Origin of the sequence: Streptomyces poriticola (assembly GCF_036689765.1) — a bacterium.
Taxonomy (GTDB): domain Bacteria; phylum Actinomycetota; class Actinomycetes; order Streptomycetales; family Streptomycetaceae; genus Streptomyces; species Streptomyces poriticola.
Map to the genome: position 1 here is coordinate 48,755 of NZ_JBAGKH010000008.1, position 14,594 is coordinate 63,348.

Below are 14,594 nucleotides of genomic sequence, written 5' to 3' on the forward strand. Positions count from 1 at the left end.
AGCAAAGGGGAACCTCATGACCTCGCCCACCGCCGACCAGCCGCCCCCGGTCGCGGTCATCGGAGCCGGCCCGATCGGTCTGGCCGCGGCAGCCCATCTCATCGGGCGCGGAATCGAACCAGTGGTCCTGGAGGCCGGGCCGGTCGCGGGCAGCGCCGTGCGCGAGTGGGCGCATGTGCGGCTGTTCTCCCCGTGGGCCGAGCTCACGGACCCGGCCGCGGAGAAGCTTCTCGCCCCCACCGGCTGGACCCGGCCCGACGGTGCCGCGTACCCCACCGGCGGCGACTGGGCCGACCGGTACCTCCAGCCGCTCGCCGACGCCCTCGGCGACCGGGTCCGCTACGGCGCGACGGTGACCGGCGTGGCCCGCGCCGGCCGGGACCGGATCGTCGACGCCGACCGCGAGGCGCAGCCCTTCACCGTGCACATCCGCACCGCCGACGGCCGCGAGGAGCGCCTGGCCGCCCGGGCCGTGATCGACGCGTCCGGGACCTGGTCGGTCCCCGGCCCGCTGGGCGCCGACGGCCTGCCCGCCCTCGGCGAGCGGGCGGCGGCCGACCGCATCTCCTACCGGGTCCCGGACCTGAGGGACCCCGCGGTCCGCGCTCGGTACGCGGGCCGGCGCACCGCCGTCGTGGGCTCCGGCGCCTCCGCCTTCACCGCGCTGGCCGGTCTCGCCGACCTGGCCGGGGACGGGAGCGGCGCGCACGCCGTATGGATCCTGCGCCGCGGCCTCACCGACTCCACCTTCGGCGGGGGCGAGGCGGACCAGCTCCCCGCCCGCGGTGCGCTGGGCCTGCGTGCAAAGGCGGCGGTGGAGGCCGGCCACGCCTCCGCCGTGACCGGATTCCGCACCCGGGCCGTGGAGCCCGACGGCGACCGGCTGACCCTGGTCGCCGAGGACGGCCGCCGGCTGGACCCGGTCGACGAGATCATCGTGCTGACCGGCTTCCGCCCCGACCTGTCCTTCCTCTCCGAGGTCCGCCTCGGCCTCGACGAGCGCCTCCGGGCGCCGACCGCACTGGCCCCGCTCATCGACCCCAACGTCCACTCCTGCGGCACGGTCTACCCGCACGGCGCGGCCGAGCTCTCCCACCCGGAACAGGGCGTCTACCTCGCCGGTATGAAGTCCTACGGCCGCGCGCCCACGTTCCTGGCGATGACCGGCTACGAACAGGTCCGCTCCGTCGCCGCCGCCCTCGCCGGCGATCACGAGGCCGCGGCACGCGTCGAACTGACCCTCCCGGAGACCGGAGTCTGCGGCGGCGCGGGCCTCTACGACGAACCGGACCCCGCCACCCAGCCCAGCGGCTGCTGCAGCACCCCGGGCACCGCGACCTGACCCCTCGCCTCGGCCGCCCCCCGGCTGCTCGCTCACCCGCTGCTCCGGCACTCCTTGAACGATCGGGCCTGGCTCTCCCCCCGACGCCGCCGCCGTCCACGGCCAGTCCCGATGGCGGCTCTCGGAGTGAACGGGAACCCGGTTGGAGCAGTCGGGGTAGCGGCCGCTCTTGCGTACGCACGCCTCGACGTACATGGCGACACCTTCCCTGACGTTCTTCGTGCGGAGGACGGTGACGGGTGCCTTGAGCCCGGACGTGGAGGCGACGTGGATGGTCGCTCCGATGTGCTTGTACGGATCAGGTCCAACCCGTACACCACTTCCCAGGACGCAACCTCAGGGGGCTGCCCGCCGGTGCCAGTCGACTGGCTTTCGATGCGACTGACCTCGACCGAGCTGATCCGCTCACTTCAACTGGACGCAAGGCTTGCTTGAATCAGCTGAACAACGGAGCCATGCTGGGCTGGCCAGGTCATCATTTGATGACGGCGTGCGCACCCGGGCTCAGGGTCGCAGTTGCTGGTCAACGACCGGCACGCCTTCTACGCGCTGTCCTTCTCTCTACAGGTGTGCAGGTGAGCCTGGAAGGCGGCCGCGTGGCCAGCCATCGCAGCCTTCCAGGGCGCGGCATCGTCGCGGGCGATCTCCCGCCACGCCGCATCGTTGGCGGCGGCGAACGCCTGCTTGGCCTCGGCTGGCGCAGTGCGCCAGGAGGAGAATCGGCTGGCGAAGGCTTCCGCCTCAACGAGCGTGTGTCCGGCTTCCAGCAGGCGCAGGATGAGGATGGCGGGGTCGATCCAGGCTGCCCCGCGTGTGGGCCAAGCCCAGTCGAGGATGTGGGCGTGGTCGTCCACGAGCACGTTGTGCGGGGCGAGGTCGGTGTGTAGGAGGGTGTCGCCGGAGAAGAGGGCGGCGGTTCCGGGCGGGGCGTAGGCGGCCCAGCGCTGTTCGGCGGCCTTGATGGGAACGTCCGTGGGAGCGGTGGTCTCCTGGAGTTCCGCAAGAGCGGCAGCAACGAGGGGCAGGTCTGGGGAGCCCGGGCTGTAGTCGGCGTGCCGCCCCGGGCGGACCTCGTATCCGAGGAGGTCCCAGCCGGCCACCTCAATGTGCCAGTACAGGCGGGGGCAGGCACGGGGGAGGTGTGGGTTGATCGCGGCCTCTCGACGCTGGGCCGGGGCCTGTGGGTGGTCGGTGGGGATGCCCTTGACGAAGACCGGGCCGTGATCGGTCTCGAGGAACGCGGCGATGCCCGAGTTCAGCCCTCCGTCGGCGGTGCGGGCGGCGTGGACGGGGCCCGCCTTGTCGGCGATGGCCTGGCGTGCCTCCACGGGAAGGTCGTGGAAGTGGCGGCGGATCATGGACACGGCGCGGTTCCTCGGAGAAGACGATGGGCTGCCCCGGCCAGCGTACGGCCGGGGCAGCGTGCCGGAGCGGAGCCCCGGTCTAGTAGGGCTGGTCGTCGCCGGCCGAGCAGCTGCACCCGGCGGACTCGGCGACGTCGACGTCCAGGTCGCCGATGATCCGGAACGTGCCCTCAGGGACCGGGGGCGCGGAGATGGGCACGGGCAGGGTGCCGGTGGCCTCTGTGGGCGGGCGCAGGCCGATGGTGACCGGGACCGGTGCGGGCCGGGTCAGGCTGGCGCTGGTGGGAGTCATGCTCCGTAACCTCCGTGTTGGCAGTAGAGCGATCGGTTGTCCCCCGCCTCCTGGTGGAGCTTGGCCAGCGGTCGGCATGTCCTGCAGGCGCCGACCTTCGAGCAGCCGGAGCATCCACCGGTGCGGAGCTGGAGGGACTCGGCGATGCCGCCGAGTCGGGGGAGGGCGGTCAGACCCTCGGTCATGAGGTTCACGCTGGGGTCGCGGCCGATCTTGCAGACCGAGGCGATGCCGTGCGGGTCCACGTGGAAGAAGGTGTGGCCGGCGTTGCAGCCGGTGAAGACACGGCGGGCGCGGACGTACTTCTGGGCCTGTGAGGCGAGCGGCTTCGCCTCTCCGTCGATCGTCGGGGACATGTTCGTGAAGACCTGGTACGGGAAGCCCCAGCGGTCTTCCACCAGGCGGACCATGTCGTCCACCTCGTGGGCGTTCTCCTCGGCGACGATGATGTTGATTCGCACGGGCAGGCCCGCCGCACGGGAGGCGTCCAGGCCGCGGCTGAAGCGGTCGAAGGCGCCGCGGTTGCGGGTGACGGCGTCGTAGGTCTCCCCGGTCGCCCCGTAGAGGCTCACCGTCAGGCGGTAGGGCCGCAGGCGGGTGAACAGCTCCTGCATCCTCACTTTGTGGAGCCGGCTGCCGTTCGTCGATACCTGGATCATCATCCCGAGCCCGGTGGCGTATTCGTACGCGGCGGCGAACTGCGGGTCGATCAGTGCCTCGCCGCCGGTGATCTGGAGCCACAGGACACCGGCGTCTCGCAGCATCGTGAGCAGGCGCGTCTTGTCGTCCCAGTCCAGGCCCTCGAACCGCTTCTCGCCGAGGTAGCAGAAGCCGCAGTCGTGGTCACAGCCGAGGTTGATCTCCCATGACGCCTTCGCATACCCGTAGGTGGAGCGTTCACGGACGAGGAGGGTGTCCCGCAGTGGCCCGGTGGGCAGGGGAATCTGCCATGCGGCCGTGGCCGCCTCGGCGAGCCAGGCCGGGGCCGACCGATCCTCGGTGACCGCCGTGTGCAGTGCCTCGAAGCGGGACTCGGGGATGGCCACTCCCTTGGCGTGACCGGGCCGGAGGAGGAGGTACTGGCCCAGGAACGGACTCGCGATCAGTTGGTGCACGTTGCCTCCATGTCGTCTGGCAGGGGGTGGGGCGGGTCCTTGCAGAGGTGGAGTCGGGGGAACTCCTCGGACCCGCCCCGCTCACCGGCCCCCTGTCCTTCGGTTGGCCGGCCGGTGAGGCTAGAGGGCCCCGACGTGGGGAGCTACGAGGCAGTGGCCAGATCATTGAGCAGCTCGTCGAGGCCGACGACGCGGAACGACTGGAGGCGGCGAACCAATTGCGAGGCGAGGAACGTCCCGATGTTCGGATGGCCGTACGGCAAGGGCGCATCCGGCTGTGCGATGACCTTCACACCGCCCTCGTCCCGGCCGTACAGAGTGCCGTGCACGCCGTACAGGGGTGCGCTCCTGGCCAGGAACACCGTCGGGTCGTCCTCCAGGTGCGGACAAAGCCTCGCGGCAGCACGGGTGTGCCTGCGGCACACCGGAGGTTGATTGGTGAGGATGCTCGGCCGACTTGGATCGTGATCCCGAGGGCCGGTGAGAAAGATGAAGCCGAGGGGCGTGCGGGCGGGACCTGTGCAGACCTGGCAGGTGAGCGTCTGCATGCACACCATCTGCCGGTGGGGGTGCATCAGCTTCCACTGCGGCACACCGGAGATCCGGCCTTCGGTGTCGACAGGGTTCCACCCGCACCGGGCCCAGAGCACGCCCCGCGGGTCTCGGTCCCGGGGGTCCTCGTCCGCGTAATACAGCCGCGGGCTGGAGGAGTGACGCATGATGACGAGGTTGTCCGGCGCCGCGTCCTCCCCTTCCCTCTGGGTGATATACGGGACCAGGGAGAGACTCTTGTCTCTCGACTCGGCGGCCCGCGGATTGTACGTGAGGCGGAGGGGCGGGAAGGTCACGGCGCCTCCGTAAGGCACTGGTGGGCCACCAGGCGTTCGAGGAGTTCGTGGAGCGTCCACGCCATGCGCCGGAGGTGCCCGACGGCACGACGGTGGTCGGTGGGTACTTCCTCGGTCCCGATGGTGCGCCCGCGCTCGATGAGGTCGGCCACCTGCCCGTCCTGCTCGGCCACTTTGGAGACCACAGCGAGGTGGACGAGCCGCATCAGGTGGCCACGAAGGCGCTGCGCGTGCTCGTCGACCTCGTGTTCAGTGGGCGTGTAGTCGTCCAGGACGGCTGCCACGTCATCGAGCAGCAGTCCGTCGACGTACGGGGCCCAGCGCTGCACCTTCTCCAGGACCCTTCTCAAGCCGGCCTCGGTGAAGGGCGGTACAGCGGCTCGCACGGGATGGGACCAACCGGGGCGGATGGTGGTGGCCGTCATCGCCTCGACTCCTCTGGCACGGCGAGGCGGAGCCGGTAGGTACCTCGTACGGGGGCGGGCACGGTGATCTCCTCTGCACGAAGTCGGCGATCCGAACGTCCGTCCCTGGAGAGGGCCGGCCATCGGCTTCGAGGATCCCGTTGCCGTAGTGGCGTTTCCACGCCGTCGCTACGTCGTCCCCCCGCCGTCTGGACGGCGGAGAAGCGTCGGTCGAGCGGCGTGGAGACGCGCTGGAGACAGGAGGAACCTGTGGGTCACGCCCGTTCGTACGACCGGAAGAGCGACCGCGATGCTGAACGACTCGAGCCCGGCAGTGCCCAGTCCGCACACGCACTGGGTGGCCCTGGCCGGTCGGTGCGATCCCCTTGCCTCGGCCCGTGACCGGGCACGTACCGTCCTGGCCGACGTCGCCCCCTGCGAAAACGACGCTGTGCTGGTCGTATCCGAGCTGGTGGGCAACGCCGTGCGACACACGACGGCCGGCCCTGACTGTCTGACCATCGAGATCGACGGGGATCAGGTCATCGTCGCGGTCCACGACCCGGAGCCTGACGACGGTCGTGTGCACCTGTCGGAGACGGCTGCCGATCCGCTGGCCGAGTCCGGCCGTGGGCTGTGGCTGGTGCAGACGCTGGCACGTCGGTGGTACGTGGAGACCACCGCCGTCGGCAAGGCGGTCGTTGCCGTCCTGCCGCGCGGGGAAGCGGCAGTCAGCCGAGCGGCAGGCTCTTGACGACGTTCCACCGATAGGCGCGGTCCTCACGTCGCAGCTCCACCAACTGCACTTCCTGGACGTGCAGATCGACTGGTGCAAGGCCCCGGAGTGGGGTGACGGCCTCGATGACCGGGGCAGCGGGGCGTGGCCGGTTGTTGTAGGCCAGGCTCAGGTGGGGGCGGAACAGCGCGGTCGGCTTGCGGGGCGCCAGCCCGAGCGAAGCCATGGACTCGCTGAGGGCCGAGTGCAGCGCCAGTACCGGGCCCCAAGGGGCGACCGTCAGGCGTACGGCTCCCCGAGAACCCGCGAGCGGGACAGCCCGCAGGCGGAAGGCCGCCGGGAGAAGCGGGGCCGCCGCGCTGATGACGTCATCGAGACGGCTCAGCGGCAGCGTTGCGGCGGAACCGACGCGTGTGAGCGTGATGTGCAGCCCGTCGTCGGGGACCGGGTCCAGGCCGAGCCGCGCGAGGTGCTGCTGGCAGCGAAGAGCGAGGTCGGCCAACGCTGGACTGCCGGGGAAGGTGAGCATCCAGTAGTACGCCCGGGTCTGTGCCGTCCAGCCGGGCCGATCCCAGTGATCGACCATGGTCTCCACGGCGTCGAAGGCGGCCTGGTCGTGTGCCGCGATCACCACCGGGTCACTCAGGTCGGCCGGGGGATGGGTAGGGAAGGCTGCGGGATCGGCGCTGAGCTGGACATGCGGCCAAGACACCCGGCGAACTCCTCCGTGATCACCCCGCCTCAGCAGGCGGGAGCTGACAGCCCCAGACGCGGAGCTGTTCGCCATACTCGCGCACCGCCGACCGGGACCGCCAAGGGGCTGCTCGCTCGTACAGATCCCGAGAGCGTTGCCGCACCGAACTGATCGGCAGCGGGCTGGCCAGAGTGATCGCCTGTTGCCCGAGGGACATGGCGTGCTCCACATCCGGTGCTCGCTGTTGAAGCACCGCGGTGGCCACGTCGAGGCGGACCAGCGAGCGGCTCCACGCGGAGTCGGACTTCTCGACCAGGTCGTCGAGGTCCTCGGCGTCCCGCAGCACGTGCCCGGTGTCCTGCAGAGCGACACGGGCGGTCAGCGCATTTGCCAGGGTGCGGGCCCGCCCATACGGCAAGAAGGAGATGCATGAGGTCAGGCCGACGGGCACATCATGCCGGTCGGAGAGCTCCAGCGCCCGTCCGATGGCCCGCTCGGCCTGGTTCCGGTCACCGAGCTTGCCGAGCGCCCGGGCCCGGCCGTTGACCAGCAGCCGGATGGCCTGCGGGTGGTCCGGCGCCCGGTCCACCGCGGCGACGGCCCGCGCGTCGGCCTCGTCGTAACGGCCTGCGTAGTACGCCGCGAAGGACTGGGTGGCGCAGGCCCACATCTCGGTGTCGAGATCGCCGATCGCCCGGCTCAGTTCCAGCGCTTCGGCGCAGTACGCCTCAGCCAGGCGGAACGCGCCGGTGTTGACCGCCATGTAGCCGAGCAGTCCGCCGGCGCGTGCAGTGATCCGGAACAGCTCCCTGCGTGCGGATGGAGGTTGCTGACCCGCTAGCAGGGTGTACCCCATGCTGTGCAGGCTCTTCGTCTGTCCCCACAGGCCGTCCGGCCCGTCCTTCTCGTACCGCTCGGTGATCACCTCGATCCGGGAGGCGAGAAAGGACAGAGTGGTCTGGTCGACGTTGCCGCAGGCCAGCTGGCGGGCTCGGGCGACGATCTCCGCCGGGTCGTCATCGTGGGCCGGCGGACCGGCTTGGGTAGAAGCTGGAACGTCCGCTGGTAGTGGTTCTGGGACGGTCGGCGGATAGGCCGAGGCCGAAGCGAACAGGTCGCGGGCGGCCCTTCCCAGCAGCTCCTCCAGAATGCGGCACGTGTCGGGGCGGGGAAGCTGCTTCAGTTCCCCACTCATCCACCGGTCGAACTGTCGCGAAGAGACCGCGACCGAGGCCAGCCGAGGGTCACCCGCCTCCTCGGCCAGGTCCCGGGCCGCGCGGGAGAACTGCACCTCGAACGCCGCGTAAGTCGTGAGGTGGCGCTCTTCGAGTAACTGCCGAAGCAGCGTGTTACGGGGCATGGAAGACCCTCCAACACGTCGGCGGAACCAGGGGCTCCTCGGCGAACGGCACGCACGCCGGACCGTGTGGCGTACGGGATGTCCTACGCAAGAGTGCCGACGCAAAGTGCAACTAGGCAATATGTCTGGCTAAGTTGCCCCGTTCGGGTTGTCCGCCAATGGGTGGATGGACAGACTGCCTCCATGGCACTGAAGAGGAAGCTGGTCCCTCAGTCGGTCTACCGACGCCAGCTCGCCACACGACTGCGCGAGTTAAGGGAGGCGTCCGGCCTGACCCTCACCGAGGTGTCGGAGCAGATTGAAGTAAACCAGGGGTCTCTCAGCCGGATCGAGACCGGCGAGCGCGGCACCACCCCGGTATTGGTTCGGGCTCTCCTCGACTGCTACGCCGTCACGGACACCGAGCTGCGCGACGACATCCTGGACTTGGTGCGTGCCGACAAGGAACAGCAGAAGCCCTGGTGGCGCAAGTACTCCACGGTTCTCACCCCGACCCGCTACGACGGTTACCTCGCCCTGGAGGCAGGTGCCATCGGGCTGGCCAACTACCAGCCCCTGCTCGTTCCCGGCCTGCTTCAGACGGAGGACTACGCTCGCGCTGTCATTGCACAAATGCGTCCTGATCTCAGTGCCGATCAGGTGGACGCTCTGGTCAAGGTACGCATGGAACGTCAGGAAAGCCGCTTGTCCGGTGAGCGTCCCGCCGAACTGCGGGCAGTCCTGGACGAAGCAGTCCTCCACCGTGTCATCGGCTCACCCACCGTGATGCGCCAGCAGTTCGCGCGCCTGGTCCAGGCCGGCAAACAACCGAACGTCACCATCCAGCTCCTCCCGTTCGCCCTCGGTGCCCATCCGGGCCTGTACGGCCCCTTTGTCATCCTCACCTTCCCCCAGCCCACAGCTCCGCTGGTCTGGTTGGAGAACCCCAACAACTCCGTGTATCTGGAGTCCCAAAGCGACGTCCAGAACTACACGGACACCTTCGACCAGCTCAGGGCCTCCGCCCTCAGCCCGGCCGAGACCCTTACCCGCTTCATCCGCACTGCCGAGGAGCTCGAACCTTGAGCACGAATCCACCCCGCCGTCCCCGCGCCGAGGAACTGCACAACGCGCAATGGCGCAGGAGCTCCTACAGCGGAGGTGCCAACGACTGTGTCGAGATCGCCGACCTCGGCGCGTACGCGGGGATGCGCGATTCCAAGGCTCCTGACCTCTCACCTGTGATCCTCAGCCGTTCCGCCCTGGGCGATCTGCTGGACCACTACACGGACGGCGAAACTTGCGTCGGCTGACGCACTGCCCGAGCCGCACATGCCACCGTTTTAGTGGGCGGTTCGTGAGTCTTTGAGTCGATCTGCTGTCGCCTGATCGTGTGGCGGTGGGGCGGACTCTGCCGGTCAGCGGTTGGTGGTCTGGTGATGTGACCGGGTGAGTGAACGCAAGCCGTACCCGAGTGACTTATCGGACGAGCAGTGGTCGTTGATCGAACCGGTGATCATCGCATGGAAGGACCGGCACCGCTCGGTCAGCGGTCATCAGGGCGCCTACGACATGCGGGAGATCGTGAACGCCATCCTCTACCAGGGGCGGACCGGTTGCCAGTGGGCCCATCTCCCGCACGACCTGCCGCAGAAGAGCGCGACGTACTACTACTTCGCCGCCTGGCGGGACGACGGGACCGACCAGGTCATTCATGAACTCCTGCGCTGCCAGGTCCGGGAGAGGGCCCGACGATCAGAGGACCCGACCCTGGTGGTGCTGGACACCCAGAGTGTCCACGTGGCCGCCGGGGTCCCCGCCTCCACGAGTGGCCACGATCCGGCCAAGCGGGTGCCCGGCCGCAAGCGCGGCCTGGCCGTGGACGTCCTCGGCCTGGTCATCGCGGTCGTCGTCCTTGCTGCGAACACCCACGACAACGCCGCGGGCATCGTCCTGCTTGACCAGGTCGCCGAGCACGCCGACGGAACCGTGCGCAAAGCCCTGGCCGACCAGGGCTTCAAGAATCAGGTCGTCATGCACGGCGCCGGCCTGGGCATCGACGTCGAGATCGTCGAACGCAACCCGCAGGTCAAGGGGTTCGTGCCCCAGCCGAAGCGGTGGAGAGCCGAGCAGACCTACGGGATCCTGATACTGCACCGGCGTCCGGTCCGCGACTACGAGCACCACACCTCCTCCTCCGCCTCCAGTGTCTACTGGGCGATGACCCACGTCATGACCCGACGCCTCACCGGCGCGAACGCCCCCACCTGGCGCGAGACGCAGGCGGTGGCAGCGTGAACATCGAGCCCCTCCTCGACGCCCTGGACCTCCAGGAAGACGCCGCCCGGGCCCGAGAGGTTCCCAGGTGTCCGCCGCGCGGTCCTGCACCGGCATCCGCGGTACCAGGTCCTCGGCGGTGTCCATGAGCGGACGGATCCAGGCCGCCAGGCGGTCCCGCAGGGTGTGCAGGGCGGGGATGTCGCGGCGGGAGCGGAACTGTTCGACCCGCTCGCCGTCCTTGCGGCGTTGCATGCGGATCACCACCGCCCGGTCCATGACCGTGTCCGGCAGGGCGCCGATGCCGGCAAGCGCGGCCATGGCGAAGGTGGGGAACTTCCGCGTCTTGTGCTCGGGGCCGGAGATCCGCAGGGCGGGCCGGTTGCGCTGGTGGCCGGCGTTGAGCAGGCCGCGCAGTTCCTCGTTCTTCTCGGCGGCCTTGATACTGCCAAAGATGGTGTCGGCCTAGTCCACCAGCAGAGTGGGCGGGTCGTCACCGATGGCACGGAAGACGACAGCTGGGCTGGTGTTCACGGTGATCAGCGGGTCGTGGGCCGTCTCCGTGATCACGTCCAGCAGGCGGGACTTGCCGCACCGCTTCGCCGGCCCGACCACCGCCAGGCGCGGAGCGTGCTGCAGTGCGGGCTGGATGTGCGTGGCCCCCACCCACAGCATGACGGCGGTCAGCGCCTCGCCACTTGGCAGGATCACGTACCGGGCGATCGCTGCGCGCAGCTCGTCCAGCAGGCCGGCGCCTTCGTTGGAGCTATCCGTCCCATCACGCTCGCTGGACCACGGGACCGGGAAGCGCTGGCAGGTTCGGTACCGGGACCTGGACGGCCACCAGCGCAAGGAGAACTTCCACACGAGGGCCGAAGCCGACAAGCGGGCGGCCGAGGTCGACGTCGAAATCCGGAGCGGCAGCTACGTCGTTCCCGCCGAGACGAAGCAGACGCTCGGCGCCTACGCCCAGAAGTGGCTCGACGCGAACTCGGTCGGCCCGACCACGGCCCTCCGCTACGAGGCCACCGTTCGCAACCACATCGTCGCCCACCTCGGCCGGCGCGAGCTGCGGTCCTTGAGGATCCACGTCAACCGCCAGGTGCGGCTCGTCGGCACGAAGCCGGTTTTCGCCCTGACAAAGGGCAACCGGATCCGGTCAGTGCCGCTGTCGGCGCAGCCGGCCACTGCCCTCAAGGGCCACATGAGGCGATTCCCGCCCACGGCGGTCACGCTGCCCTGGGCGAAGCCCGACGGCGAGCCCAAGACCTTCCGGCTGCTTTTCGTCGACGAGAAGGGCCGAGCGACAACCGCAGCGTCTTCAACATGGGCGCCTGGAAGCGAGCCCTGGTCGCCGCCGGCGTGATCCCTCCCCGCGAGCGCGGGGAGAGGTACCTCCAGGCGGCGCCTGAGGACGGCATGCACGCCCTCCGTCACGCGTATGCCTCCGTGCTCCTGGACGCGGGCGAGAGCATCAAGGCGCTCTCCGAGTACCTCGGCCACTCGGACCCGGGCTTCACGCTGCGGACGTACACCCACCTGCTGCCGTCCAGCGAGACCCGTACCCGCAAGGCGATCGACGACGCCTTCACGGAAGCCGAGACCGAGGACGACGGCGATCCCGCCGCCGCCCAGGGCACATCGGTGCCCCACGCGAAACCAATGTGCCCTCAATGTGCCCTGGCCGCCTGACGGCCCCTCTCAGGCACTAGTGAGAGCGGGACCCGAAAGCCCCGCCCGAACCCACCAAAACCCCAGGTCAGGGCCACACCAGGCAGTACGGCTGATGCCCCGCCTCGTGCAGGCGGTGCGAGAAGTCCTGCCACTCGTGCAGCAGCTGGTAGACGTTGAACGCGTCCCGCGGGCCGCCGCGGTCGGGGACCGTGGACCAGATGAACGCCGCCGCGCCCACCGCCTCCTCGCCGATGCCGCGGAGCGGGTCGACGACGGTCATCGGGAGCTTGACGACCGCGTAGTCGGGGTGGAGGACGACCAGTTCCAGCGGGGGCACCTTGTGCAGGGGGACGCCCTCGATGCCGGTGAGGACCATGGCGGCCATGGTCTCCGGCTTGATCTTGGTGAACATGCCGTTCATCCCGAGCTCGTCGCCGCCCAGTTCTTCCGGGCGCATGGAGATCGGGACGCGGGCCGCGGTCGCGCCGTCGGGCGCGCCGAAATACTTGTACGTCACCCCCACCCGACCACCATTCCTGCTCCCCGCCCTCAGCCGGTCCACCCGTCGGTCGGGCCGGCCCGGATCGCTCGGTACTCCGTCTGCACCGTCTGCAGCGTCGTCCGTGCCGAACGTCCGACGTGCTTCGGTCGTGTCCTCCGCTTCGCGCCGGTGCCTTCCCCGCCGGGCACGGCGAGGACCCAGGTCGTCGGTCCCCTCGCCCAGTCCGCCACCGCGATGCATATCTCCACCCGACTGCTTTTCTAGGACGCGCGGACCCCTCCGCGCAACCCGATCATCGTGTCAGTGACCTCCCCCACGGCAGCCCGCCGAAACGTGCGGTGAAAACATCTGTCCGCAGGATGTCGGCAGCCTCTCGTCAGGCCGTGGTCATGTGCCCCGTGTGAACTGCCTGTTTCCGGCTCCAGTCTGGCAGACGACGCGGCTCCCGGACCGGTTGTCCGATCATCCGGCCGTGATCCGTGTGCATCCGTGGGCATCCGTATGCATCCGTGTCCATGGTTCCGGCCACCGCCCTGGTCACAACCCGGGCAGGCGCCGACGGCCCGCCCGGCCCCCGCTGCCGGCCTGCCCCCTGGCCTACCCTGAGGAGGTCAGCCACGCAACCGGTGTCCGAGAAGTCGGAGAAGGTCGAGAAGGTCGGAGAAGTCGCAGGTCATGAGCGAACAGGCATATCCGTACGAAGCCCCGGCCTCGCAGGCCCTTTTCGACCGTGCGGCGGCCGTCACGCCCGGCGGCGTGAACTCGCCGGTGCGGGCTTTCCGCGCCGTCGGCGGCACCCCCCGGTTCATGGTGTCGGGCACCGGGCCGTATCTGACGGACGCCGACGGGCGGGAGTACGTCGACCTCGTGTGCTCCTGGGGGCCGATGATCGTCGGGCATGCGCACCCCGAGGTGACGGCCGCCGTGCAGGAGGCCGTGGCCCGCGGCACCTCCTTCGGCACACCCGGTGAGGGCGAGGTCGCGCTCGCCGAGGAGATGATCGCCCGGATCGCCCCCCTCGAGCAGGTCCGGCTCGTGTCCAGCGGCACCGAGGCCACCATGTCGGCCATCCGCCTCGCCCGCGGCTTCACCCGGCGCACCAAGGTGATCAAGTTCGCCGGCTGCTACCACGGCCACGTCGACTCGCTCCTCGCCGCCGCCGGCTCCGGCGTCGCCACCTTCGCGCTGCCCGACACGCCCGGCGTCACCGGTGCCCAGGCCGGCGACACGATCGTGCTGCCGTACAACGACCTCGACGCCGTGCACGCCGCCTTCGCCGCCCACCCCGGCGAGATCGCCTGCGTGATCACCGAGGCCGCTCCCGGCAACATGGGCGTCGTCACCCCGCTGCCCGGGTTCAACCAGGGGCTCAAGGACGCCTGCGCCGCGAACGGCGCGCTGTTCGTGTCCGACGAGGTCATGACCGGCTTCCGCACCAGCCGGGCCGGGTGGTACGGCGTCGAGGGCGTCGTCCCCGACCTGATGACCTTCGGAAAGGTCATGGGCGGCGGTTTCCCCGCCGCGGCCTTCGGCGGACGCGCCGACGTCATGGCGCACCTCGCCCCGGCCGGGCCCGTCTACCAGGCCGGCACCCTCTCCGGGAACCCGGTCGCCACCGCCGCCGGCCTCGCCCAGTTGCGGCTCCTCGACGACGCCGCGTACGTCAGGGTCGACGCCGTGTCCGCGCAGATCCAGGGCCTCGTCACGGAGGCACTCGCCAAGGAGGGCGTCGCGCACACCCTGCAGACCGCCTCCAACATGTTCTCGGTGTTCTTCACCGACGGGCAGGTGAACAACTACGACGAGGCCAGGGCGCAGGAGTCGTTCCGGTTCACCGCCTTCTTCCACGCGATGCTGGCGGGCGGCGTCTATCTGCCGCCGTCGTCCTTCGAGTCCTGGTTCGTGTCCACCGCGCACGACGAGCTCGCCGTGCAGCGCATCGCCGACGCCCTTCCGGCGGCGGCCCGGGCGGCTGCGGAGGCGACGGCATGAGCACCGGGAACGCAG

General features: G+C 69.9%; 14 protein-coding genes and 2 pseudogenes. 7 read left to right on the forward strand and 9 right to left on the reverse strand.

The window, feature by feature from the left end; genetic code table 11:
* The first annotated feature begins 16 nt into the window (after positions 1 to 16).
* Positions 17 to 1,342 carry an NAD(P)-binding domain-containing protein gene (locus V5O46_RS14640; protein ID WP_332885026.1) on the forward strand — a complete coding sequence of 442 codons (1,326 nt, stop codon included), beginning with the start codon at positions 17 to 19 and terminating at the stop codon, positions 1,340 to 1,342.
* Between the two features lie 542 nt (positions 1,343 to 1,884).
* Here V5O46_RS14640 and V5O46_RS14645 read toward each other — a convergent pair.
* The 5 genes from V5O46_RS14645 to V5O46_RS14665 form a co-directional block, all read right to left on the reverse strand.
* A complete protein-coding gene (locus V5O46_RS14645) occupies positions 1,885 to 2,700 on the reverse strand; it encodes a protein kinase family protein (RefSeq protein ID WP_332885127.1) in 816 nt (271 codons plus the stop codon).
* 85 nt (positions 2,701 to 2,785) lie between these two features.
* Entirely contained in the window at positions 2,786 to 2,998 is a 213-nt protein-coding gene (locus tag V5O46_RS14650; protein WP_332885027.1) for a hypothetical protein, read from the reverse strand.
* Positions 2,995 to 4,113, reverse strand: a complete 1,119-nt coding sequence (locus V5O46_RS14655) for a radical SAM protein (protein WP_332885028.1) — start codon at positions 4,111 to 4,113, stop codon at positions 2,995 to 2,997. Before V5O46_RS14655 ends, V5O46_RS14650 begins: the two co-directional genes overlap by 4 nt.
* A gap of 143 nt (positions 4,114 to 4,256) precedes the next feature.
* On the reverse strand, positions 4,257 to 4,961 hold the full coding sequence (locus tag V5O46_RS14660) for a hypothetical protein (protein WP_332885029.1): 705 nt from the start codon (positions 4,959 to 4,961) through the stop codon (positions 4,257 to 4,259).
* The gene (locus V5O46_RS14665; RefSeq protein ID WP_252103116.1) at positions 4,958 to 5,386 is read right to left on the reverse strand and encodes a DUF6415 family natural product biosynthesis protein; all 429 of its coding nucleotides are present in this window, start codon (positions 5,384 to 5,386) and stop codon (positions 4,958 to 4,960) included. Before V5O46_RS14665 ends, V5O46_RS14660 begins: the two co-directional genes overlap by 4 nt.
* A 289-nt stretch (positions 5,387 to 5,675) precedes the next feature.
* Between V5O46_RS14665 and V5O46_RS14670 the strand changes: the two genes are divergently transcribed.
* On the forward strand, positions 5,676 to 6,119 hold the full coding sequence (locus V5O46_RS14670) for an ATP-binding protein (RefSeq protein WP_332885030.1): 444 nt from the start codon (positions 5,676 to 5,678) through the stop codon (positions 6,117 to 6,119).
* On the opposite strand, the gene V5O46_RS14675 is transcribed toward V5O46_RS14670, so the two are convergent.
* Positions 6,097 to 6,813 carry a 2'-5' RNA ligase family protein gene (locus V5O46_RS14675; protein ID WP_332885031.1) on the reverse strand — a complete coding sequence of 239 codons (717 nt, stop codon included), beginning with the start codon at positions 6,811 to 6,813 and terminating at the stop codon, positions 6,097 to 6,099. The two genes, V5O46_RS14670 and V5O46_RS14675, sit on opposite strands and share 23 nt — an antisense overlap.
* A 19-nt stretch (positions 6,814 to 6,832) precedes the next feature.
* The gene (locus V5O46_RS14680) at positions 6,833 to 8,155 is read right to left on the reverse strand and encodes a tetratricopeptide repeat protein (RefSeq protein WP_332885032.1); all 1,323 of its coding nucleotides are present in this window, start codon (positions 8,153 to 8,155) and stop codon (positions 6,833 to 6,835) included.
* 183 nt (positions 8,156 to 8,338) lie between these two features.
* Between V5O46_RS14680 and V5O46_RS14685 the strand changes: the two genes are divergently transcribed.
* From V5O46_RS14685 to V5O46_RS14695, 3 genes are all read left to right on the forward strand, one after another.
* On the forward strand, positions 8,339 to 9,220 hold the full coding sequence (locus tag V5O46_RS14685; protein WP_332885033.1) for a helix-turn-helix domain-containing protein: 882 nt from the start codon (positions 8,339 to 8,341) through the stop codon (positions 9,218 to 9,220).
* The gene (locus tag V5O46_RS14690) at positions 9,217 to 9,447 is read left to right on the forward strand and encodes a DUF397 domain-containing protein (protein WP_266456055.1); all 231 of its coding nucleotides are present in this window, start codon (positions 9,217 to 9,219) and stop codon (positions 9,445 to 9,447) included. The genes V5O46_RS14685 and V5O46_RS14690 overlap by 4 nt, the downstream gene beginning before the upstream one ends.
* Positions 9,448 to 9,583: 136 nt before the next feature.
* Positions 9,584 to 10,432, forward strand: coding sequence for an IS5 family transposase (locus V5O46_RS14695; RefSeq protein ID WP_332885034.1), 849 nt, complete (start codon positions 9,584 to 9,586; stop codon positions 10,430 to 10,432).
* Positions 10,433 to 10,459: 27 nt separating this feature from the next.
* On the opposite strand, the pseudogene V5O46_RS14700 reads toward V5O46_RS14695, so the two are convergent.
* Positions 10,460 to 11,158 (reverse strand): annotated as a pseudogene (locus V5O46_RS14700) (DUF3631 domain-containing protein); the annotation flags it as partial.
* A gap of 13 nt (positions 11,159 to 11,171) precedes the next feature.
* Between V5O46_RS14700 and V5O46_RS14705 the strand changes: the two are divergent.
* Positions 11,172 to 12,103: pseudogene (locus V5O46_RS14705) on the forward strand (tyrosine-type recombinase/integrase).
* A gap of 67 nt (positions 12,104 to 12,170) precedes the next feature.
* On the opposite strand, the gene V5O46_RS14710 reads toward V5O46_RS14705, so the two are convergent.
* Complete coding sequence (locus V5O46_RS14710) at positions 12,171 to 12,608, reverse strand: hypothetical protein (RefSeq protein WP_003974483.1); 438 nt, start codon at positions 12,606 to 12,608, stop codon at positions 12,171 to 12,173.
* Between the two features lie 654 nt (positions 12,609 to 13,262).
* Between V5O46_RS14710 and hemL the strand changes: the two genes are divergently transcribed.
* The gene (hemL, locus tag V5O46_RS14715) at positions 13,263 to 14,579 is read left to right on the forward strand and encodes a glutamate-1-semialdehyde 2,1-aminomutase (RefSeq protein ID WP_332885035.1); all 1,317 of its coding nucleotides are present in this window, start codon (positions 13,263 to 13,265) and stop codon (positions 14,577 to 14,579) included.
* The last annotated feature ends 15 nt before the right edge of the window (positions 14,580 to 14,594 follow it).